This window comes from Streptomyces flavofungini, from assembly GCF_030388665.1.
Classification (GTDB): Bacteria; Actinomycetota; Actinomycetes; order Streptomycetales; family Streptomycetaceae; genus Streptomyces; species Streptomyces flavofungini_A.
Window position 1 is genome coordinate 2,585,377 of the sequence record NZ_CP128846.1, and the last position, 22,419, is coordinate 2,607,795.

Sequence of the window (22,419 nt, forward strand, 5' to 3'; positions counted from 1 at the left end):
CAAGGCCCGGGGGCCGGGACTAGCTGATCGTGACCGACGGTTCGCCCGACGTCACGCCGTCCTTCTCCATCTGCTCGGCGATCTTCATCGCCTCTTCGATCAGGGTCTCCACGATCTTCGACTCCGGCACCGTCTTGATGACCTCACCCTTGACGAAGATCTGGCCCTTGCCGTTACCGGACGCGACACCCAGATCGGCCTCACGCGCCTCACCCGGCCCGTTCACCACACACCCCATGACAGCGACGCGCAGCGGCACCTCCATGCCGTCCAGACCCGCCGTCACCTCGTCCGCCAGCTTGTACACATCCACCTGCGCACGCCCGCACGAGGGGCAGGAGACGATCTCCAGGCGGCGCTGGCGCAGGTTCAAGGACTCCAGGATCTGGATGCCGACCTTGACCTCCTCCGCCGGCGGGGCCGAGAGGGAGACGCGGATCGTGTCGCCGATGCCCTCGGAGAGCAGCGCGCCGAAGGCGACCGCCGACTTGATCGTGCCCTGGAACGCGGGACCCGCCTCCGTCACACCCAGGTGCAACGGATAGTCACACTGCGCGGCCAACTGCCGGTAGGCGTTGACCATGACCACCGGGTCGTTGTGCTTCACCGAGATCTTGATGTCCCGGAAGCCGTGCTCCTCGAACAGCGACGCCTCCCACAGCGCCGACTCCACCAACGCCTCCGGCGTCGCCTTGCCGTACTTCTTCAGGAGACGGGCGTCCAGCGACCCGGCGTTGACCCCGATCCGGATCGGCGTCCCCGCGTCGTTCGCCGCCCGCGCGATCTCCTTGACCTTGTCGTCGAACTGCTTGATGTTGCCCGGGTTCACCCGCACCGCCGCACACCCGGCATCGATCGCCGCGAACACGTACTTCGGCTGGAAGTGAATGTCCGCGATCACCGGAATCTGCGACTTCCGCGCGATCGTCGCCAGCGCGTCCGCGTCGTCCTGCGTCGGACACGCCACCCGCACGATCTGACACCCCGACGCCGTCAGCTCCGCGATCTGCTGCAACGTCGCCCCGATGTCCGACGTACGCGTCGTCGTCATCGACTGCACCGACACCGGCGCGTCCCCGCCGACGGCCACCGTACCGACCTGGATCTTGCGGCTGACCCGGCGGTCGGCAAGCTTGGTCGGTACGGACGGGATTCCGAGAGAAACGGCAGTCATCTGGCGTGCATCCCCAAGGTGTGGATCAAGGTCCCGAGTTCGGCGGGCACCGGGCTTCGCGGCTCCGCCACGCATGGGCGGATTCGCTACTACATCGCTCATTCGCGGGTTCGAGGTTACGGCACCCCGCAGGGCTCAGGCACATCCCGCCCCGATGTCCACCCATGAGCGGGCGGCATCGCACACACTGCGGCGGCCGACCACACATGGTGCCCGACCGCCGCAAACATCGCGTGTCTAGGAAATTCTCACCGGGTTAACCACATCCGCGACGAGCACCAGAATGGTGAAGCAGATGAAGATGCCGGCGACGACGTAGGCGACGGGCATCAGCTTCGCCACGTCGAAGGGGCCGGGGTCCGGCCGCCGGAACACCTTCGCCACGTTGCGGCGCAGCGACTCCCACAGTGCGCCCGCGATGTGCCCGCCGTCCAGCGGCAACAGCGGCAACATGTTGAACAGGAACAGGGAGAGGTTGAAGCCCGCGAGCAGGAACAGCATCATCGCGATCTGGTTCTCCGGCGGGATGTCCAGGGTGAACACCTCACCGCCGACGCGGGCCGCGCCGACCACGCCCATGGGCGAGTCCTGCTTGCGGTCGCCGTCGCCGAAGGCCGCGTCCCACAGGTCGGGGATCTTCGAGGGCAGCGCCACGATGGACTCGACGCCGTTCTCCATCATGTTGCCCATGCGGTCCACGGACTGGCCGAAGGACTGCTGGACGATGCCGGAGGCGGGCGTGAAGCCGAGGAACCCGGCGTACACGTACTTGCCCTCGACGTAGCCGCCGTCGCCGTCGGTCTTGCTGACCTGGTTCTTGATCAGGTTGGCGTGCAGGTCGAGGCGCTTGCCGTCGCGCTCGACGGTGAGCGTCGCGGGGCCGACGGTGTCGCGGATCTTCGACTGGAGCGCGGACCAGTCGCCCACGTCCTTGCCCTGGAAGGCGACGATCTTGTCGCCCGCCTTGAGGCCGGCGGCCTTGGCGGGGGCGGGCTTGTCGCCCTTCTCGCAGGTGTTGCGGTTCTGGCTGGCCTCGATGACGCAGTCGGAGACCTTGCCGACCGACGTCGTCTGCGTACTGATGCCGAAGGTCATCATCACGCCGAGGAAGATCACGACGGCCAGGACCAGGTTCATGAAAGGACCGGCGAACATCACGATCACGCGCTTCCAGGGCTTGCGCGTGTAGAACAGACGGCTCTCGTCGCCCGGCTTGAGCTCCTCGAACGCCGCGGAGCGGGCGTCCTCGATCATGCCGCGCCAGGGCGAGGTGGAACGTGCCTCTATCTTCCCGTCCGGACCCGGCGGGAACATGCCGATCATGCGGATGTAGCCGCCGAGCGGGATGGCCTTGATGCCGTACTCGGTGTCGCCCTTCTTGCGCGAGAACAGCGTCGGGCCGAAGCCGACCATGTACTGGGGCACCCGGATGCCGAACATCTTCGCGGTCGACAGGTGGCCCAGCTCGTGCCAGGCGATCGAGAACAGCAGCCCGATCACGAAGACGACTATGCCGAGGATCATCATCAAGGTCGTCATGCACGAGCCTCCGCGGTCGTCTGGTGCCCCGCCTTCGCCGGCGAGGGGGTCGTGGCCGTCAGTTCACGGGCCCGGGCGCGCGCCCAGGTCTCCGCTTCGAGGACGTCCGCCACGGTAAGCGAGGTTCCCGCGCGCGGTGTGCCGTGTTCGGCGACGACCCGGGTCACGGTCTCCATGATGCCGGTGAAGGGCAGCGCGCCCGCCAGGAAGGCGTCCACGCACTCCTCGTTGGCGGCATTGAACACCGCCGGGGCCGTGCCCGCGAGCTCCCCGACGTGCCGGGCGAGCCCGACCGAGGGGAACGCCTCGGTGTCGAGCGGGAAGAACTCCCAGGTCGAGGCCTTCGACCAGTCGAACGCGGGGGCCGCGTCCGGGACCCGCTCGGGCCAGCCGAGCCCGATGGCGATGGGGCCGCGCATGTCGGGCGGGGTGGCCTGGGCGATGGTGGAGCCGTCGGCGTACTCGACCATGGAGTGCACGTACGACTGGGGGTGCACGACGACCTCGATGCGGTCGAAGGGGATGTCGTACAGGAGATGGGCCTCGATGACCTCCAGGCCCTTGTTGACGAGCGTGGCGGAGTTCACCGTGATGACCGGGCCCATGGCCCAGGTCGGGTGCGCGAGCGCGTCCGCGGGCGTGACGTTCGCGAGGTCGGCCTTCGTACGGCCGCGGAAGGGGCCGCCGGACGCCGTCACGACGAGCTTGCGGACGTCGGCGCGGGTGCCCGCGGCGAGCGCCTGGAAGAGCGCGGCGTGCTCGGAGTCGACCGGGATGATCTGGCCCGGCTTGGCGAGCGCCTTGACCAGCGGGCCGCCGACGATCAGCGACTCCTTGTTGGCGAGCGCGAGCGTGTGGCCCGCCTCCAGGGCGGCGAGGGTGGGGGCGAGGCCGATGGAGCCGGTGATGCCGTTGAGGACCGTGTGGCAGTGGGCCGCGTCGGTGGCGGCGAGCTGCGTGGCCGCGTCCGGGCCCGCGACGATCTCGGGCAGCGGCTCCCCTGCGCCGTACTGCGCGCGCAGGGCCTCGCGCAGGGCCGGTACGACGTCCTCGCGGGCGACCGCGACGGTCCGCACCCGCAGCCGCCTGGCCTGCTCGGCGAGGAGCGCGACGCGGCCGCCCGCGGCGGACAGGGCCGTGACGCGGAAGCGGTCGGGGTTGCGCAGCACCAGGTCGATGGCCTGGGTGCCGATCGAACCCGTGGAGCCGAGGATGACGATGTCCCTCGGTCCTTCGGTCCCTACGGGGTCGAAGACGAGGTGCGGGTCGGCGAGGGGGGCAGGGCTTTCGCTCATGCCCCCCATTGTGGCCGCACCCGGCCCGGGATCCGACAGCACCTCTCGGCTCGCGCCGGGGCGGACGGGCCCGTGCGTCAGCGGATGGGACGGTGGACGTTCTCCCGCGTGCTCGCGCCCGGCGTCGCGTCCGCGATCCAGGGACCGTCACCGCTGGGGTCGATGACGCCCTGCTCCAACCAGGTGTACGTGCCCGAGAGCACCCCCTTGACCACCCGCCGGTCGAGGTCGTCGGTGTTGGTCCACAGACGTCCGAAGAGCTCGTCGACGCGGATGCGGGACTGCCGGCAGAAGGTGTCGGCGAGCTGGTAGGCCTCGCGGCCGTACCCCTCGGTGGTGCGCAGGAGCTCGGCACGCACACAGGCCGCGCTCATCGCGAACAGCTCCGCGCCGATGTCGACGATCCGCCCGAGGAAGGCCTGCTTGGTCTCCATCCGCCCCTGCCAGCGGGACATGGCGTAGAACGTGGAGCGGGCCAGCTTGCGGGCCGAGCGCTCGACGTAGCGCAGATGGGCCGCGAGGTCCGGGTGCCCCACCGGATGGAATTCGGCGTACGTACGCGGGAGTTGGCCCGGACCGGCGACGAGCTTGGGCAGCCAGCGAGCGTAGAAGGCGCCCGCGGCGGCGCCCGCGCGGGCCTTGTCGGAGAGGGTCTTGTCCGGGTCAATCAGATCCCCGGCGACCTTCAGATGGGCGTCGACGGCCTCGCGGGCGATCAGCAGGTGCATGATCTCCGTGGAGCCCTCGAAGATGCGGTTGATGCGCAGGTCGCGCAGGATCTGCTCGGCGGGCACGGCCCGTTCGCCGCGCGCGGCGAGGGACTCGGCGGTCTCGAAGCCGCGGCCGCCGCGGATCTGCACCAGCTCGTCGGCCATCAGACAGGCCATCTCGGAGCCGTACAGCTTGGCGAGGGCGGCCTCGATGCGGATGTCGTTGCGGTCCTCGTCGGCCATCTGCGAGGACAGGTCGAGGACGGCCTCCAGGGCGAAGGTGGTCGCGGCGATGAAGGAGATCTTCGAGCCGACGGCCTCGTGGTACGCGACGGGCTTGCCCCACTGCTCGCGCGCGGCCGACCACTCGCGGGCGATCTTCAGGCACCACTTGCCCGCGCCGACGCACATCGCGGGCAGCGAGAGGCGGCCGGTGTTGAGGGTGGTGAGGGCGATCTTCAGGCCCGCGCCCTCGGGGCCGATGCGGTTGGCGGCGGGGACGCGCACCTGGTGGAAGCGGGTGACGCCGTTCTCCAGGCCGCGCAGGCCCATGAAGGCGTTGCGGTTCTCGACGGTGACGCCTTCGGACGCGGCCTCGACGACGAAGGCCGTGATCCCGCCCTTGTGCCCCTCGGACTCGGGCACCCGCGCCATCACCACGAGGAGATCGGCGACCACGCCGTTGGTGGTCCACAGCTTCACGCCGTCCAGGACGTAGGTGTCCCCGTCGGGGACGGCGGAGGTGGCGAGGCGGGCCGGGTCGGAGCCCACGTCCGGCTCGGTGAGCAGGAACGCGGAGATGTCCGTGCGGGCGCAGCGCGGCAGGAACGCGTCCCGCTGCTCCTGGGTGCCGAACAGCTTCAGGGGCTGCGGTACGCCGATCGACTGATGGGCGGAGAGCAGCGCGCCGATCGCGGGGTTGGCGGAGCCGACGAGCGCGAGCGCCTTGTTGTAGTAGACCTGCGTGAGGCCGAGCCCGCCGTACTTGGTGTCGATCTTCATGCCGAGCGCGCCGAGTTCCTTGAGGCCGTTGACGACCTCGTCGGGGATCTGCGCCTCGCGCTCGATGCGGGCCGAGTCGATCTTCGTCTCACAGAAGTCGCGCAGCTTGGCCAGGAACTCCTCGCCGCGCTTGGTCGCCTCGTCGGTGGGCAGCGGGTGCGGGTGGATCAGGTCGAGCCGGAAGCGGCCGAGGAACAGCTCCTTGGCGAAGCTCGGCTTGCGCCAGTCCTGCTCGCGGGCGGCCTCGGCGACCTGCCTGGCCTCCCGTTCGGAAACCTTGGGCTCTGTGGAGTGTGGTGCGGACAAGAGGCTCACCTCGCCGCGAGTCGGGGTCGGGACCGATCTTGGGCCGGACAGAACCGGATCATGGTTACTCACCAGTGCTACTCGATCGTTCGTACCCGATTCCCGGCATTCCCACCAGTCCTCGCGCAGCGAACGCGCAAGAACGGCCGGAGCCCCCGCACAGCGGGCTCCGGCCGTTCTTCGGGTGGGGCGGGTGGGACGGTGGCTACAGCTCGATGCCCGTCAGGACCATCACGCGCTCGTACGTGTAGTCGTCCATGGCGAAGCGGACGCCCTCACGGCCGACACCGGACTGCTTCACGCCGCCGTAGGGCATCTGGTCGGCGCGGTAGGAGGGGGCGTCGCCGATGACGACGCCGCCGACCTCCAGGGCGCGGTGGGCGCGGAAGGCGGCCTGCAGGTCGTGGGTGAACACGCCCGCCTGGAGGCCGTACTTGGAGTCGTTGACGGCGTCGTACGCGGCCTGCTCGCCGTCGACCTTCGTCACCGTCATGACGGGGCCGAAGACCTCCTCGCAGGCGATCGTGACGTCGGCGGGCACCTCGGCGAGGACGGTCGGCGCGTACGTGGCGCCGTCGCGCTTGCCGCCGGTCAGGAGCTTGGCTCCGGCGCCCACGGCCTCGTCGACCCAGGACTCCACCCGCTTGGCCGCGTCCTCGTTGACGAGCGGGCCGACGTCGGTCCTCGGGTCGGACGGGTCGCCGGTGACCTGGGCCTCGACCGCCTCGACGATCTTCGGGAGCAGCCGGTCGTACACGGACGCGTCCGCGATCACCCGCTGCACGGAGATGCAGGACTGGCCGCCCTGGTAGTTGGAGAAGGTCGCGACGCGCGCGGCGACCCAGTCGAGGTCGGCCTCGGAAGAGAAGTCGCCGAGGACGACCGCGGCGCCGTTGCCGCCGAGCTCCAGGGTGCAGTGCTTGCGCGGCACCGAGTCCATGATCGCGTAACCGACCTTCTCGGAGCCGGTGAAGGAGACCACGGGCAGGCGCTCGTCCTGCACGAGCGCGGGCATCTTGTCGTTGGCGACCGGAAGCACCGACCAGGAGCCCGCGGGCAGCTCGGTCTCGGCGAGCAGCTCGCCGATCAGGAGGCCCGACAGCGGGGTCGCCGGGGCGGGCTTCAGGATGATCGGCGTGCCGACGGCGATCGCCGGGGCGACCTTGTGGGCGCACAGGTTCAGCGGGAAGTTGAACGGCGCGATGCCGAGCACGACGCCCTTGGCGAAGCGGCGCGTGAAGGCGAGACGGCCCTGGCCGCCGGCGTCCGTGTCCAGGCGCTGGGCCTCGCCGCCGTTGAAGCGGCGGGCCTCCTCGGCGGCGAAGCGGAACACGGAGACGGCGCGGCCGACCTCGCCGCGCGCCCACTTGATCGGCTTGCCGTTCTCGGCGGAGATCAGCTGCGCGATCTCCTCGGTGCGCTCGACGAGGCGGCGGCTCACGTGGTCCAGGGCGGCGGCGCGGACGTGCGCCGGGGTCGCGGCGAACTCGTCGCGCACGGCGTAGGCGGCCGCGACGGCCTCCTCCACCTGCGCGTCGGTGGGCACGGCCGCCTTGCCGACGAGGCGCCCGTCCCAGGGCGAGGTGACGTCGAGCGTGGTCTCACCGGTGGTCTGGCGACCGGCGAGCCAGAAGGCGTGGATGGAAGTCATGAGAATCCCGGCCCTTCCGCGGAGGTTCGTTCGTCTTCGGGGGTACGGGTCCCACGGTAGGGGCGCGGCTTTCCTGCGGGGCTTGTCCGACTCGGCGTAGTGGGGCGGCTCGGCGCACCGGAATGTCAGGGGCGAGGTCGTCTCGCTCCCCCCGCATCGGCGCCGGCCTGTCCCACCCGCCCGGGACACCCACCCAAGTCACAGCCCGTCCGGCGGTTGAGGACGAGGCGCGGAGCGCCGACGAGCGGGGTCCAGGGGGCGCGGCCCCCGGGTTCGGAGAAGGGGTGGGACCGGGGCGCCCCGCGAGGGAGCGGCCTATTCGCCGGCCGCCGAAGTCGCCTTCAGCGACAGCCACAGCTCCATCCGGACGTCCGGGTCGTCGAGGGAGCGTCCGAGGATCTCCTCGACGCGCCGCATCCGGTACCGGAGGGTGTGCCGATGCACCCCGAGGTCAGCGGCAGCGGCATCCCACTGCCCGTGCCGGGACAACCACGCCCGCAGCGAGGCGACAAGATCCCCCCGCCCGGTGGCGTCGTGCTCCCGCAGGGCCCGCAGCAACCCGTCCGCGAACGCCCGCACCGCGTCATCCGCGAGCAACGGCAGCACCGACCCGGCGGCCAGCTCCTCGTGCTCGACGAGGCTCCGCCCGCGCCGCCGGGCGACGGACAGCGCCTGCTCGGCCTGCTTGTAGGCGGGCGCGGCGGCGATGGGCCCGGCGGGCGCCGAGAGCCCCATGAGCGGCCCGGGCTCCTCCGCGGGCTCCCGTCCCTCGGCCCGCCCGGCGTCGAGGAGCGCCGCGTACTCGACGGTGGCGAGATGCGCGGCCCCGCCGTCGGCGACGAGGAGCACGAGCCGCTCCCCGTACGGCACGACGAGCAGCGCCTCCCCGAAGCGCGCCGCGGCCGACTCGACGGCGTCGACCAGCTCGGCCGACCAGGCCCCCTCGGCCGCCCCCGCCGCCTCGCCCGCCGCCTCCGCCGCGGGCCCGGCCACCTCGGCGACGACCAGCCGGAACGGCGCGTCGAGGAGACCGCCGTAGAGATCGCCGGCGACCGCGCGGGCGTGGTCCGGCTCCCCGGCGAGCAGCATCCGCAGCACGGCGGAGCCGATCCTGGCCTCCGCGGCCTGGAGGGCGCGGGAGCGTTCGGTGGTGAGGGTGAGGAGGGCGATCGCGGAGTGCACGGCGTACCGCTCGGCGGTGCCGAGGGTGGAGGCCGTGCCGACGGCGAGCGCCGCCCGCGGCCGCCGCCCGGTGCCGAGGGTGTGCAGTTCGACCCGGTCGTCGGCTCCGGCCACGACGAGGCTCGCGGGCGCGGGCCGCTCCCGCAGCCGCTCGACGTCGGGGATGAGCCGGGTGGCGCGCCGGGCGGCCCACTCGGGCGCGGTGGCGACGACGGCGCCCGACGCGTCGTACAGCGCGGCCCAGCCGTCGACCTGTCCGGCGAGCGCGCCGAGCAGCCCCTGCGCGCCGTCGCCGAGTGCCTGCTTGGTCAGCTCGCGCTGGGCGGCGAAGCCGGCGGTGACGGCGCGGTACTGGTCGGCGGCGATGGCGGCCGACACGGCCTTGCTGATGGCGAGGAAGGGGGTGCGGCGCGGCACCTCGATGAGCGGCAGCTCCTCCGCCCGTGCGGCCTCCACGAGCGCGTCGGGGATGTCGGGGTAGTTCACGCCGACGGCGAAGCCGAGGCCGACGACGCCGGCGCCGACGAGCCGCTTCACGTAGCGCCGCATCGTGTCGGGGTCCTCCGCGTCCAGCTTCAGCGCGGTGATCAGGAGCAGCTCGCCGCCCTCCATGTACGGCACGGGGTCGGCGAGCTCGCTGACGTGGGCCCAGCGCACGGGGGTGTCCAGGCGGTCCTCGCCCGCGCGCACGGTGAGCTTGAGCGCGGAGTGGTGGACGAGCGAGGCGAGCGTGGGCGGCATGGGACCTTCAGGTCGTACGGCGGCGGAGTCCGGTCGGCGGGACCGCGGGTGGGTGCGGTGCGGGTGCGGTGCGGGTATGCGGCGGTGCGCTACGAGTGTGACGCGGGTGTGTGCGGGCGGCTGCCGGTGAGCCGTACGCCGGTCCGGTACGTGCCGGGCCGCCGAGGGCTCACCAGTTGATCTTTTGGCCGTCACGTATGACGGCTGCTGTCGATTCTGCCTCACCGTATGGTCGCCCTGGGCGGCTTGCGGGGTATAGACGGCGCCCTTTACCGCGCGCCGTGGGCACACCCGCACCACCGCGCGCCCCCGCCTCGCGCCGAGGCGGGCGGGCCTGCCGGTCGACCGGAGTGACGCCCCGACCCCACTCACCTCACCCCACCCCACCTCACCTCACCAGCGCAGCCGCGCGCCCCTCACCCCCGCAGATCCACCAGCAACGGCGGCGCGTGCTCCCCCCGGACATCCGTCAGCGAAAGGACCGCGTGCCCCGGCGGCACCGCGTGCGCCAGCTCGGAGGCCGACCAGCGCTCCCGCTCGACCTGCCGGACGGTGACCGCGCGTGCGGTGGGTGCCTGGCCGGTGATGACGCGGCGCAGGACGTGGACGGCCTTGCCCGCGGGGGTCTCGGCGATGATCTGGCGGTCGGTGACGTCCCGCGCCTCCGTCCACTCCTTGCCCCAGACCTCCGCGAAGTCCTGCCCGTCCCAGGGGGTGAGCCCGGACAGGGCCATGCGGCAGCCGACGGCGCCGAGCAGGGGCGTGCGCAGCGGCCGCGGGGCGTCGTCCAGCGTACGGAGCGTCATGACGACCCCCGCGTTCGCGGACCGCAGCCGCTGGATGCGGCGCACCGCCTCCGGCGTGACCGTGCCGGTGGCGTCGTCGAGGACGAGGCAGGCGAACAGGGAGCGGTCGTCGCGTACGGCGGCGGACGCGGTGAACTGCGCGAGCACGAGCCGCGCCAGGATCCGCGAGGCGTCCGCGTGGCCGCGCTCGGGCAGGTCGATGCGGACCCGCACCGGGTGGTCGAGGGCGCGCAGCGAGAAGGGCGTGGTCTGCCCCGAGGTGTCGAAGAACGCGGCGAACGCGGGCCGGTCGAGCAGCGCGATGCGGTCGGCGAGGATCGCGCCGGGGTCGCCGGGGTGCCCCAGCTGCCGCTCGCGGGCGTCGAGTTCGCGCAGCATGACCTCCTGCCCGGCGTCCTGGAGGGACTTGCGGAGGGCGCCGAGGGGGCCGGGCACGCCGTCGAGCAGGGCCCGCAGCTCCGGTACGGCGGGAAAGCGGCCGTGGACCGCGTGGAACGGGCCGAGGAGCTGGGCGAGGACGGTGGTGGAGCGGCGGCTGTCGGCCCCGGGGTGCGGGTCGACGAGGTCGCCGACCAGCGCCTCGGCGAGCACGGCCGCGGCCTCGTCGGGGTCGGTCGTACCGCCGTAGAGGTCGAGGTCGTACACGGAGTCCGGGTGGCCGATCCGCACCACCACGTCGTAGTCGTCGCCGGGCCCGAGGCCCGCGCCCGCCGCGCCCACGACGACGACGGCGGCCCGCCCGGCGAGGGCCTGCAGGCACAGCGCCTCGGCGATCGGCCACACGACGGTGCCGGTCTTGCCGGACCCGGCGGGCCCGACGGCGAGCAGGGAGGTGCCGATCAGGTCGGGGCCGAGCGCGAGGCCGGTGCCCCGGTAGGCGTACGGGTTGCGGGGGTCGTCCACCGTCGTGCCGATGCGGACCTGCGCCGTGGCGAGGTCGTGGCGGGCGGCCCGGGCGGGCAGGTCGCGGTCGCCGGAGGGGTGCGGGCAGGCGGCGGCGCCGTCGCGGACGACGGCGGCGGTGAAGGTCTCGAGCGGGCTGTTGCCGGAGCGCACGGAGCGCCAGGCGCGGGCGATGCGGGCGACGTCGATGTCCCGCATCCGGCCCGCGCGGGCCTCGGCGGCGAGCCGGTCGGCGGCGGCTCCGGCACCGCCCGCGCGGAGCTTCGGCCACTCGGCGGGGTCCTCCCCGGGCGGGGGCGGCGGGGCGGGGGGCGCGGGGCGCTTGAGGCGGGGCGCGACGAAGCGCCGCCAGACCTCGCCCCAGCGGCCGACGCGGCCGACGGCGATCATGATGCCGAGGGCGATGACGGTGTAGTACGCGTTCCAGACGATGGCGTTGCCGACGCTGTCGCCGGTGTAGATCCAGGCGTCGGGCAGGAACAGCTCGAGCGGGACGACCCACCAGCCGCCCAGGTAGCCGTTCCAGAGCAGCGACCAGACGAGCCAGCCCACCAGGAACGCGATCACCGCGCCGCTGAGGAGCTGCCGGGTCGGGACGACCTCCGGCTCCTGCTCCGGCCGGGGCCGGTGCCCGAACCGCCAGACCCCGGGGACCGCCGCGGGCCGGGGCGTGCGCAGCCAGACGAGGAACTCCTCGCCCTCGGTGAGGGCCGCCGCGCCGGGTGCGCGGGTGGGCCGGGGCGGAAGGGCGGGCGCGCCGCCTCCGCTGTCGGCGGGCGCGGGACCGGACCCGGCGTGCCCGCCGCCCGGCCGGGTGTGCCCAGCACCGTTCGCGCCGTGCGCGCCGTTCGCGCCGTGCGCACCACCGCTGCCGCCGTGCGCACCGCCGTTCGCGGCTCGCCCGCCCCTCTCCCCCGCGCGCGGCGCCACCCCGCGCCCGGCGGGCCCGGGGTCGCCAGGGGCGCGCCCGGGCTCGGCCGCGGGACGCCCTGCCTCGCTCATGGCGCGCTCGACATCGCTCCCGCCGCCTTGCGGCGACACGGGTCGCGGCGCCGGACGCGGCACCGGCGTGGCGTGCGTACCGCGAGCGTCGTGCGTGCCGTCGGAAGTCATGGCCCTTGCCCCCTGACCTGCCCTGTCCAGTGGTTCACGGTGGTTCGCGGCTCAATCTAGTGCCCACGCACCGCAGTTAGGCGGCGTGCGCGCCGAACGCGCCATCGGGTCCGTGTGTCCGCGGGAGACACGCGAGGGACATACGGGAGAGACGCGAGGGACATATCGGTGCCACCGGCCGCGACACGCCCCTGTTCACCGGTATGTCCACCACGGACAACCGCCACGCCCAACATCTCCCCCGTGGAGCATGCCCGACGCCCTTGCGCGCCCCTAACCTGCGGAGAAAAGCCAGAAGCGTCCGAAAGACGAGCGTCGCCAGAAGGCGCGCGTCGCACGCGTCCGTACGAGCCACCCCCAGGAGCCCTCATGACCGACCTTCCCCAGGAGCGCCGCGTCGTCACCGCCATCCCCGGGCCGAAGTCCCAGGAGCTGCAGGCCCGCCGTACCGCCGCGGTCGCGGGCGGCGTGGGCTCCGTGCTGCCCGTCTTCGCGGCGCGCGCCGGCGGCGGCATCATCGAGGACGTCGACGGCAACCGTCTGATCGACTTCGGTTCCGGCATCGCCGTGACGAGCGTCGGCGCCTCCGCCGAGGCCGTGGTGCGCCGCGCCTCGGCCCAGCTGCAGGACTTCACCCACACCTGTTTCATGGTCACGCCGTACGAGGGCTACGTGGCCGTGGCCGAGGCCCTGGCCGAGCTGACGCCGGGTGACCACGCCAAGAAGTCGGCCCTCTTCAACAGCGGCGCCGAGGCCGTGGAGAACGCCGTCAAGATCGCCCGCGCGTACACCAAGCGCCAGGCCGTCGTCGTCTTCGACCACGGCTACCACGGCCGCACCAACCTCACGATGGCCCTGACGGCGAAGAACATGCCGTACAAGAACGGCTTCGGCCCGTTCGCGCCCGAGGTCTACCGCGTCCCGGTGGCGTACGGCTACCGCTGGCCGACCGGCGCCGAGAACGCCGGGCCCGAGGCCGCCGCCCAGGCCATCGACCAGATCTCCAAGCAGGTCGGCGCGGAGAACGTCGCCGCGATCATCATCGAGCCGGTGCTCGGCGAGGGCGGCTTCATCGAGCCGGCGACCGGCTTCCTGCCCGCGATCAGCAAGTTCGCCACGGACAACGGCATCGTGTTCGTCGCGGACGAGATCCAGTCGGGCTTCTGCCGCACCGGCCAGTGGTTCGCGTGCGAGCACGAGGGCGTCGTCCCGGACCTGATCACGACGGCCAAGGGCATCGCGGGCGGTCTGCCGCTCGCCGCCGTCACCGGCCGCGCCGAGATCATGGACGCCGCGCACGCGGGCGGCCTCGGCGGTACCTACGGCGGCAACCCGGTGGCCTGCGCCGCCGCGCTCGGCGCCATCGAGACGATGAAGGAGCTCGACCTCAACGCCAAGGCGAAGAAGATCGAGTCCGCCATGAAGGCCCGCCTGACGGCGATGGCGGAGAAGTACGACATCGTCGGCGACATCCGCGGCCGCGGCGCCATGATCGCGATCGAGCTGGTCAAGGACCGCGCGACCAAGGAGCCGAACCCCGAGGCGGCCGGCGCGCTCGCCAAGGCCTGCCACGCCCAGGGCCTGCTCGTCCTGACCTGCGGCACCTACGGCAACGTGCTGCGCTTCCTGCCGCCGCTGGTGATCGGCGACGAGCTCCTGAACGAGGGCATGGACATCATCGAGGCCGCGTTCGCCGAGATCTGATCCGTTTCGGCCGGGTACGTCGGTGACGTACCCGGCACCGGATCCCGTGCCGGAGCCCGCTCCGGTGGCGCGGAACCACCCCTGACATGTGCCGACCTCACGCCGTGTGGAGGCTGTGACCAGGGGTGACGGTCAGGGCCTGTGAAGAACGTGTGGGAGCCCCATGTCGGGATACCGTTCCGCCTGTCGGCCCCCCTTCCTCCTGACGTACGGTTTCCGCAGATGAGAGAAACACCCCGCCCACGGGAGACCGCGGGCGACACCGGGTCGGAGCCTCCCCAGCCCCGTCCTGGGCGTGCCTTCGCGCGCACACCTGGAGCCTCTGGCTCCGGAACTCCTCACCGATCGGATGGCCGCCCGCCCCAAACCCCCCGGGGCGTGCGGCAGCCCGGTCAGCTCGGCCGCCTCGGAACCGTCCCGTGGCCCCTCCGCCAGGAGGGCACGTGGACAGCCGGGTCGGCGGGGTCCCAGTGAAGGGCCAGTGCATACCCCCCCTTGCGCTGGCCCTTCAGTGATTGCGAACAGGCCTGTTCCGCGCGGCACGCGAAGGCCCGTTCTTCACCCGGCCCCCTCACCAACCTTCACGGCTTCCACGACCTCCACCACTCGACCGCCACCCTGCTGCTGGAGCAAAGCGTCGATCTCGTCGTCATCAAGGAACTCCTCGGCCACGCCCACATCGGCGTCACCGCCGACGTCTACGCCCACGTCCGACTCCGCCTCCAACGCCAGGCCATCGACACCCTCGGCACCGCCCTCAGCCCCACCGGCGACGACCCCGACAACCCACCCACCGCAGCCGTCGTCCGCTGACGTTGCCGTCACCGTTGCCGTCAAACGACTCAAGTGCCCCCACCGATGTGAATCAGTGGGAGCACTTGTTGTCGACTTCAGCGAACTACCGAAACGCCTCTTGCTCGTGCTGGCGAATACAAATCAGATTCACCACGAATCACCCATCGAGAGATTTTGACGAGTCATCAACATCCTGACTCCAAGACCTCTCCAGACTCGCCTTCGCCACTCTCGCTGCAGCCCGAAGCTCTCGCCATTCGACCGCTTCTTCGAGCGCAACCTCAGTCCAAATGGGCTCGGACCCCGCACTTACAGAATCCGCGCGTCCATCGACCGACTGAAGCATGAGATATTCCTCATGACTCAGCGAACGATCGCCCACTCTGGCGCGAGCCACATGCAGCACGTCGTCGAACTGAAGCAAGATCTCATCTGCTCCCACACCTGACGCCTGCAAATACGCAGCTTGACGATCGGGTTCTGCGCTGAGCAGGTCCAACACGGCGAGAGTCCATCGCCGAAAGTCGGCCAGCTTTCGCTCCCCGGTCATCGAATGATCCCTCCCAGATCTCCTTCAGGGCCCACGACTCTCCAGTAGGCACCATCGCCATGATGGCCACCACCAGGATTCCACCTGAGCATCCGACCGGTCGGATCTCCTCGACCAGTGTATTCGCGAATCACCCATCCACCTCCAGCATTCTTGCCGCGCCCCAAACCTTCTTCACGCCATCCCGACTTACCCGCAAAGAACGGCTTGACCTGATCGGGTGTTACGCCACCCCTGAGGGCCGACGGCGTATCGAAGATGTCATTCGCTGAGCGAATACCCGGAAGTTGACCAGCCTCCTCCGCGAGCTGCCTACGAAGTTTCTCTCTATTCGCAGCACTCGTAGAGCAATCACTGTTGTGAACGAGAACCGGAGTGTCCCCCGCCAACACATAGTACGTGTGCAAGCCCTCGACGGTGAGGTTGTACGTACGCTGATGGTCCAGGTACTGGCGGGCGGCGGTCACGGTGACGGTGCGACCGTCGTCCGTGCGCAGGGTCGCGCCGGGCTTGAGGTCTCCGGCCTCGATCCAGTCCTCCTGGTCGACCGACCAGAAGGGGTGTTCGTAGGTGGCGGTCAGCTTTTCGGGGCCGTCGGGGGTGTTGATGGTGAGTTCGGTGAACTGCTTGTCATCGTCGGTGACGATGGTCGCGGTGACTTCGCGTTCGCTGGTCTCCCCGGTTTCCGGGTCGGTGGCCAGGACCTTGTCGCCTAGTTCGACGTCCTCGATATTCTTGGTCGAACCGTCAGCCATGAGGATGCCGGTACCGGCCAGGAAGCACTTGCAGTTAGAGGGCACGCCTCTCCCTGCCTTACCGGCGGCTTCCTCCCCCTTCTCTGTTTTCTTGAGCCCCTTGAATACGCCCTTCAGCGGCTTGAGGATTTTGCCCCACGGGAGTAGATCCGCGCCTGTTTCGGCGCACTCCACAGTGACTCCGGGGTGGGTGCCACAGGTCTTCCACGAGTTGACGTCGGGAAGCAGCATTTTCGGCACATCTTTTGTGCCACCACTGGAGAAGAAGTTCCTCAGACCAGGGAAAATTCCACCATTCATGCGGCCGAATGGGTTCCCGGGAAGACTCAGTCCGATCTGGGTTACCCGGCCGCCACCACCACCACCGGTGTACAGCGCATGCCTGGTGGATCCGCCACCGCCGCTGTAGCCGCCGCCGATACTCCGGCCACCGCCACCGCCACCGCCACCGCCAAAGCTGGGGCTGGCGTTGCTGTCCCTGTAGTAGGAGGTGACTCGGTTGTACAGCTTTATGGCGTTATGGACCACTCCGACGAGGCCGAGGGCGTCGGAGATCGAGAACTTGCCCGATGGGTCGGAATACACCAGCGGGCTGTTGTTGCCGTAGGCGTACCCGTGCATCTGCTGTGGGTCCGTCAGGTCCATGATCGGGTCGACGGAGGTGAAGCGGCCGGTGGCGGGGTCGTATTCGCGGGCGCCGAGGTGGATCAGGCCGGTGGAGGCCGTGTCGTCGGTGCCGCCGACGAACGTCTTCGTGCCGGGCCAGGTCTTGGGCTTCTCGCCGCGTGGGCCGCCGAAGGGCAGGGTGCGGCGCTGGTTCAGCTTCAGGTCGGCTGCCGCGATGGAGAGCTGGCCGGTGCCCTGATGGTCGGCGGTGGTGAAGGTGACCGTGCCGTCGTCCGCGATGACGGCCTCGTGGCCGCCGCCCAAGGGGGTGTAGCGGGTGGCCTTGGCCTTGGAGGCGCCCTTGGCGAGGGTGACTTCGGTGTGGCCGAGGTAGAGGGTGGTCTCCGTCGGAGTGCGGGCGATCAGGCGGTTGCCGTCGGTGTCGTAGAGGTACTCCGTGGTCTTGGTCTTCGCCTTGCCGTTCCCGCTGGTGTCCGGTTCGGTGACCTTGGCCAGGTGGCCCTCGGCGTCCCAGGTCAGCTTCTGGGTGTCGCCGCGCAGGGTGCGGGTGGTGGTGTTGCCGGTCGGGTCGTAGCCGTAGGAGTCCTTGGTGGCACTTCCGCCGGGCTGCTGGGTGGTGACCGAGGTCAGGGTGTGCGGCTGCGGGGTGCCCGGCTTGGGGTAGGCGTAGGTGCGCTTGGTGTCCTTGGCCTGGGTGCCGGTCGCCCCGGTGGTGTCGTGGAGGGTTTCGGTGAGACGGTTGCCCGCCTTGTCGTAGGTGTAGGAGTGCCAGTACGGGGCCGGGCCGCCGATCTTGTCACCGGCCGGGGCGGTGCCGCAGGTCTTGTCGCCCTGGGTCCACGCCTCGGTGAGGCGGCGCAGGTAGTCGTAGTCGAAGCACTGGGTGTCGGTGCCGGTGCGCGAGACGTCCGAGACGGACAGGACGTTGCCCGCGTCGTCGTAGCCGTAGGTCTTGTGCTCGTCGACGCCCGGCTGGTCCTCGCGGTCGACGCGGGAGGTGGCCAGGCGCTGGGTGCCCCACTCGTAGGTGTTGGTGGCCCAGACCTTCTTGCCATCGCCGCCCAAGGTGTACTGGAGCGGCTTGCCGGTGAGCGAGTAGCTGGTCTCCGTCTTGAAGCCGAGAGCCAGGGTGGAGAGGGGCCGCAGGGTCTCCTTGTCGTACGAGATGGAGTAGCCGTCGCCCCCGAGCGACCCGGCCGCGGAGTAGCTCACGCCTCCGACAAGGCCTGCGGTGGTGTAGCGGGTGCCGGTCTTGTAGGTGCCCGCCAGGGCACCCTCCTTCTCGGGGATCTCCACCTGGGTCTTCATCGGACGGTAGAGGCGGTCGACCATCGTCACCTTGGACGTGTACGCCGCCCCGTCCACGTAGCGCGTGGACTCGGTCAGCTGGCCCTTGGCCCCGGCCAGGGTGTCGTAGACCCACTTGGCGCGCAGTTCGCCGGTGGGGCCACCCTCGCGCAGCTCGGTCTTGCGGCCGAGGTTGTCGTAGACGTGGGCCAGGACGGTGTCGCGGGCGTCCTTGGTCGCGGTGACCTGGCCGCGGTCGTCGTACGTGGTGGTCGTCCTGCCCTTGTCCGGGTCGTCGGCGCTTGTCTGGCGGCCCATCTGGTCGTAGCCGTACGACCAGGAGTTGCCCGCCGGGTCGGTGACCTTGGCCAGCTCGCCGCGCGGTGTGTACGCGTACGTCGTCGTGTCGTAGGGAGCGGCAGCCGCGCGCTTGTGGTGCTGGCGCAGTTCCGTGGTGCGGTCGCGGGCGTCGGTGAGGGTGGTGGTGGCGGTGGCGCCTTCGGGCGGGATGACGGTGGTGCGGTCGCCGCCGTAGATGGTCTTGGTGGTGGCCAGGACCTTGCCGCCGTCGCCGTTGCCCGCGATCTGCTGCGCCTGGACCGGGCGACCCAGGCCGTCGTAGGTGGTGCGGGTCTGGGACTCGACGCTCAGCGCGTTGTCGGGCTTGAACAGGTCGCGGTTCGGTTTGCCCTCGGTGTAGTAGGGGGCGAACGTCTTGGTGGCCAGGCCGCGTTCGTCGTAGAAGGTGTCGGAGAGGATGCGGCCGCCGTCCGGGCCGACCGCCTGACTCTGGCGCTCGCGCAGGAACCCGTCGTAGAGGGCGTACGAGGGGATCTGGCCGCCGTTGTTGTTCAGGGTCTGGGTGCGGACCGCGACCGGCTTGCCCTCGTCCACGAAGTACGTGAACTCGTAGCTGGGGGTGTTGCTGGTGCGGCGGTCGGGCAGCCACACCTTGGCCGAGCGGCCGAGCGCGTCGTAGGTCAGCTCGGTGCGCTTGCCGTTGGTGTCCACCGTGGCCGCCGGCTGGCCGCGCAGCGGCTCCAGTTCGGTGACCGACGTCTGCGCCGAGTCGGGGTCGGCTGCCTTCGCCGGGGGCGTCGTCTCCGTCATCTTGGCCGGGAAGCCGGTGGCGGGGGTGTATGCCGTGGTGGTGGTACGGCCGTCCTTGCGCACGCTGACCACGGGGGCGCCGCTGCCGGTGACCGTGACGTCAGCCGTCAGGTCCGTGGCCGTCAGCTGACGGCCGTAGCCGTCGAAGGTGGCGCCGGACTCCAGGTAGGTGGCCTTGGAGCCGTCGTGCTTCTTCAGCGTGGCGGTCGCCGTGGCGTCACCCTTGGTGGGGGCATCGCCGTAGCCGCCGCCGTCGTAGGCCGTGCGCACATCGGAGACCACGTCCTTGGCGCGGTCCGGCTTGTCGGCGCACGCGCCGGTCACCGTCTCCACGCGTGACGGCAGCATCAGGATGTTCTTGTCGGTGTTGGTGGCGTAGGTGGTGCGGGTGCACTGGTTGTCGGAGGCCGTGGTGCTGTCGCCCCGGTCGTCGACCTGCACGGGGCGTCCCGCGACGGTGTCGTACGTCGTCGAGGCGGAGGTGGTGCGCCAGTCCTTGCCCGCGCCGTCGTCCAGCGAGGTCCAGGTCTTGGTGTGGGAGGCGCCGGTGAGGTTGGCGGTCACCGTGCCCCAGTCACGTACCTTCTTCGCCGTCTGGTGGTGCCAGGGACGGTTGACGGTCTTGGACAGCACCTTGCCGCCCGGACCGGAGTAGGCGACCGTCTTGTACTCCAGACCGGCCGCGGACTCGTGATCGGTGATCGGGTCACCCTCGCCGTCGCCGAGCGCGACGTCGACGGACTTGGTGCCGCCGGAGAGCTCCTTGCGGTCGCCGTCCATGCCGCGCAGGAAGTAGGAGTCGTTCTGCGACTTCAGCGCGTCGCCGCCGCCCTGGCCGCCCGTCTTCACGCGGACGTGGCCGTAGCCACGCCACTGCGACCAGGTCTTGAACTTCTTCTTCGTCAGACCGTCGTCATCGTCGTAGTGCCAGGCCGCGCCGCCCAGGTAGTCGTACGTCGTGACGGCGTCGGGTGCGCCGCCGGTGCGGTCGGTAGTGGTCGTGGAGGTGACCACGTACTTGTTGAACCACTGCTTGTCGGGGTCATCCCCCGAGTCGCCGCCGATGTACTGGGGGAAGCAGCGCGTGGTGTTGGACTGCGGGGTGGGCAGCGCGTCCCACTTGCATGCCGGGGCCGAGTAGTTGACGTCGACCTGGCCGCCGGACTCGTCGGCGATCGTGGACAGGCGGGACTTGATGAACGGGGCGTAGCCGTCGCCGATCTTGTCCAGCCGGTTTTCGAGCTGGGTGTAGGAGAAGGTGGTCCGCGGCAGCGTCACCGCGGGCTCGGCGGTGTGGCCGGTGCGCTCGACGGAGCTGAGGAGGAGCTGGTAGTCGACGTCCGCCTTGCCCCAGCGGTGGCGCAGCCGCCAGGAGTCGACCTTGCTGTAGGTGTCGCCCTTGAGGACCTGGGTGGTCACACCCGTCAGGCGCTTACGGGTGAAGAAGGACGGGGACAGGCGGCCCTTGTCGCACTTGGTGCCCGCCTTGCAGTTCAGGTCCCACGGCGTGTCGTACCAGTAGAAGGCGTCCTTCTCGATGTCCTTGCAGTCGGTCTTGCTGCCGGCGAAGCATCGCTCGCCGGTGGTGAAGTCGACCTTGGCCAGCGGCTTGCCGCCGTACATGGAGGAGGACTTCAGGCCGTACTCGATGCGCTTGAGGGAGCCGCCGCGCGTGTAGGGGGTGTCGTCCTCGGCCTTGAGGTTGCGGCCGTAGGAGTTCTTCTCCTGGTCGTAGTAGTACGCCATCGCGTTGCCGCGTGGGTCCACGACGTAGTCGAGGTTCCAGCGCCAGGCCTGCTGGCACCAGGAGCTGGCGAAGGAGTCCTTGTGGCAGGGCTCCCCGCTGTTGTTGCCGAAGACCGGCACCGTCCACGTCGAGCCGGTGGTGGCCTTGCCGCTCTTCCAGCCCGGCAGGCGGTTGTAGCCGAAGTAGTAGCGCACACCGTCGGGGTTGGTCAGGCGCCAGTACTCGCCGTCGTTGTCGCCGTTGCCCCGCTTGCTGGAGGTCAGCCTCTTGATCCGGCTGCCGTCGTCCTGCTGGAACTTGAACTCGCCGTCACCGGCCGGGACGAGTTCGCCGCCCTTGCCGTTGAAGGTGATGAACGCGTTGTCGTAGCCCCAGCACTGGTCGCCCGGCTTGTTGCCGTCCTTGCCCTTCTCGCCGTCGTCGGCGCACGCCTTGTAGCGGCGCTCGATGTAGCCGGGCCACAGGTCGAATCCGTCACCGGCCCAGGAGGACTGGTTGTTCGTGGTGCCGGTGCGGCCGTCGATGGAGCCCGAGGAGTAGGACAGGCCCACCTTCGGCTGCAGTTCGCCCGGCACTTCCGGGACCGGCATGTCGTACGACCAGGAGAAGTCACCGGTGCGCAGGTCCGTGTCCCACTTCGCGGACGGGGACAGCGAGGTCGCCTTGTAGTCGCCGTTCTCGCTCTTCTCCTCCGCGACGGCCGCGAGCACGGTCGGGGCGGCGGAGCGCAGGGTGACCGCGTTCGCGGTCAGGGTCTGCTTCTCGGTGTCGTTGACGGTGCGGAGGGGCTTCGGCGTGCGGCACGCCGCCTTGGCGGGGCTGTCCAGCGCGCAGTCCGGCAGCTGGACCAGGGTGAGGCGGGAGGCGTAGCCGCCACCGAATGCCTCCGCGAAGCCGGAGTAGTCGACCTTGGCCTTGACCACGCCGGGCTTGTCGCCCTTGCCGTCCCTCGGTTCGAGGGTGAACAGCAGGCCCTTCACGCCCGCTCGATCGGCCGCCTTCCGGCTCAGCACGCGGGTCTCGACGCCACCTCGCGCGGCGGGTGTGGGGGCCTTGGCGCTGCGGCGGGCGGTGGTGAGGGCTGAAGCCTTCGGGGCACCGACGGCCAGTGGCAGGCCCTTGGCCCGCTTCGGCTCACCGGCGGCCTTCGGCGCGGCGTCCGGCACGGTCACCACGGCCGAACCGGGGCGCGGCCAGGAGGCCTTGGGCTTCCCCGGGGGCGTCGTCGGCCCCGGGTCGATCCGGCGCGGCTCGACGCGTACGCCGTCACGGCCCTTCACCGGCTTCTCCGCCGAGGGGAGACCGGGGCGTCCGCCGTCGTCGGCGGTCGCCACCGGGGTGGCGGCGGCCTGGAGCAGCGTGCCCACCATCACGGCGGACACGGCCAGGGCCACTCTTCGCCGCAGCGCTTTCGAGCCACGG

10 protein-coding genes and 2 pseudogenes are annotated in these 22,419 nt (G+C 70.8%); 3 read left to right on the forward strand and 9 right to left on the reverse strand.

Annotated features, from left to right (window positions below; genetic code table 11):
• Positions 1-19: 19 nt before the first annotated feature.
• The 7 genes from ispG to QUY26_RS10065 all read right to left on the reverse strand — a co-directional run bounded on the left by ispG (position 20) and on the right by QUY26_RS10065 (position 12,311).
• Entirely contained in the window at positions 20-1,174 is a 1,155-nt protein-coding gene (gene ispG / locus QUY26_RS10035; RefSeq protein ID WP_289945173.1) for a flavodoxin-dependent (E)-4-hydroxy-3-methylbut-2-enyl-diphosphate synthase, read from the reverse strand.
• Positions 1,175-1,411: 237 nt separating this feature from the next.
• Positions 1,412-2,713, reverse strand: coding sequence for a M50 family metallopeptidase (locus QUY26_RS10040; RefSeq protein WP_289945174.1), 1,302 nt, complete (start codon positions 2,711-2,713; stop codon positions 1,412-1,414).
• Positions 2,710-4,008: a 1-deoxy-D-xylulose-5-phosphate reductoisomerase gene (dxr, locus tag QUY26_RS10045; RefSeq protein ID WP_289945178.1), complete on the reverse strand. Its 1,299-nt coding sequence runs from the start codon at positions 4,006-4,008 to the stop codon at positions 2,710-2,712. Before dxr ends, QUY26_RS10040 begins: the two co-directional genes overlap by 4 nt.
• Positions 4,009-4,085: 77 nt before the next feature.
• Positions 4,086-6,035, reverse strand: a complete 1,950-nt coding sequence (locus QUY26_RS10050; RefSeq protein ID WP_289945180.1) for an acyl-CoA dehydrogenase family protein — start codon at positions 6,033-6,035, stop codon at positions 4,086-4,088.
• A gap of 196 nt (positions 6,036-6,231) precedes the next feature.
• On the reverse strand, positions 6,232-7,677 hold the full coding sequence (locus QUY26_RS10055; protein ID WP_289945182.1) for an aldehyde dehydrogenase family protein: 1,446 nt from the start codon (positions 7,675-7,677) through the stop codon (positions 6,232-6,234).
• 315 nt (positions 7,678-7,992) lie between these two features.
• On the reverse strand, positions 7,993-9,600 hold the full coding sequence (locus tag QUY26_RS10060) for a PucR family transcriptional regulator (RefSeq protein WP_289945183.1): 1,608 nt from the start codon (positions 9,598-9,600) through the stop codon (positions 7,993-7,995).
• A gap of 416 nt (positions 9,601-10,016) precedes the next feature.
• Entirely contained in the window at positions 10,017-12,311 is a 2,295-nt protein-coding gene (locus QUY26_RS10065; protein ID WP_289945184.1) for an ATP-binding protein, read from the reverse strand.
• A gap of 480 nt (positions 12,312-12,791) precedes the next feature.
• On the opposite strand from QUY26_RS10065, the gene gabT reads away from it, so the two are divergent.
• The 3 genes and pseudogenes from gabT to QUY26_RS10080 all read left to right on the forward strand — a co-directional run.
• Positions 12,792-14,126, forward strand: a complete 1,335-nt coding sequence (gene gabT, locus QUY26_RS10070) for a 4-aminobutyrate--2-oxoglutarate transaminase (protein ID WP_289945186.1) — start codon at positions 12,792-12,794, stop codon at positions 14,124-14,126.
• A gap of 222 nt (positions 14,127-14,348) precedes the next feature.
• A pseudogene (locus tag QUY26_RS10075) lies at positions 14,349-14,552 on the forward strand (phosphatase PAP2 family protein); the annotation flags it as partial.
• A gap of 162 nt (positions 14,553-14,714) precedes the next feature.
• Positions 14,715-14,939 (forward strand): annotated as a pseudogene (locus tag QUY26_RS10080) (tyrosine-type recombinase/integrase); the annotation flags it as partial.
• A gap of 139 nt (positions 14,940-15,078) precedes the next feature.
• Here QUY26_RS10080 and QUY26_RS10085 read toward each other — a convergent pair.
• Together QUY26_RS10085 and QUY26_RS10090 are read right to left on the reverse strand one after the other, a co-directional pair.
• On the reverse strand, positions 15,079-15,423 hold the full coding sequence (locus tag QUY26_RS10085; protein WP_289945187.1) for a hypothetical protein: 345 nt from the start codon (positions 15,421-15,423) through the stop codon (positions 15,079-15,081).
• 44 nt (positions 15,424-15,467) lie between these two features.
• Positions 15,468-22,367 (reverse strand): polymorphic toxin-type HINT domain-containing protein, encoded by a 6,900-nt coding sequence (locus QUY26_RS10090; protein WP_289955632.1) that lies wholly within the window; start codon positions 22,365-22,367, stop codon positions 15,468-15,470.
• Between the last annotated feature and the right edge of the window lie 52 nt (positions 22,368-22,419).

Coding starts and splice junctions, on each gene's coding strand:
- QUY26_RS10090 (WP_289955632.1), bottom strand. CDS start 22,367: ATGGTGGGCACGCTGCTCCAGGCCGCCGCCACCCCGGTGGCGACCGCC.
- ispG (WP_289945173.1), bottom strand. CDS start 1,174: ATGACTGCCGTTTCTCTCGGAATCCCGTCCGTACCGACCAAGCTTGCC.
- QUY26_RS10060 (WP_289945183.1), bottom strand. CDS start 9,600: ATGCCGCCCACGCTCGCCTCGCTCGTCCACCACTCCGCGCTCAAGCTC.
- QUY26_RS10055 (WP_289945182.1), bottom strand. CDS start 7,677: ATGACTTCCATCCACGCCTTCTGGCTCGCCGGTCGCCAGACCACCGGT.
- dxr (WP_289945178.1), bottom strand. CDS start 4,008: ATGAGCGAAAGCCCTGCCCCCCTCGCCGACCCGCACCTCGTCTTCGAC.
- QUY26_RS10040 (WP_289945174.1), bottom strand. CDS start 2,713: ATGACGACCTTGATGATGATCCTCGGCATAGTCGTCTTCGTGATCGGG.
- gabT (WP_289945186.1), top strand. CDS start 12,792: ATGACCGACCTTCCCCAGGAGCGCCGCGTCGTCACCGCCATCCCCGGG.
- QUY26_RS10065 (WP_289945184.1), bottom strand. CDS start 12,311: ATGAGCGAGGCAGGGCGTCCCGCGGCCGAGCCCGGGCGCGCCCCTGGC.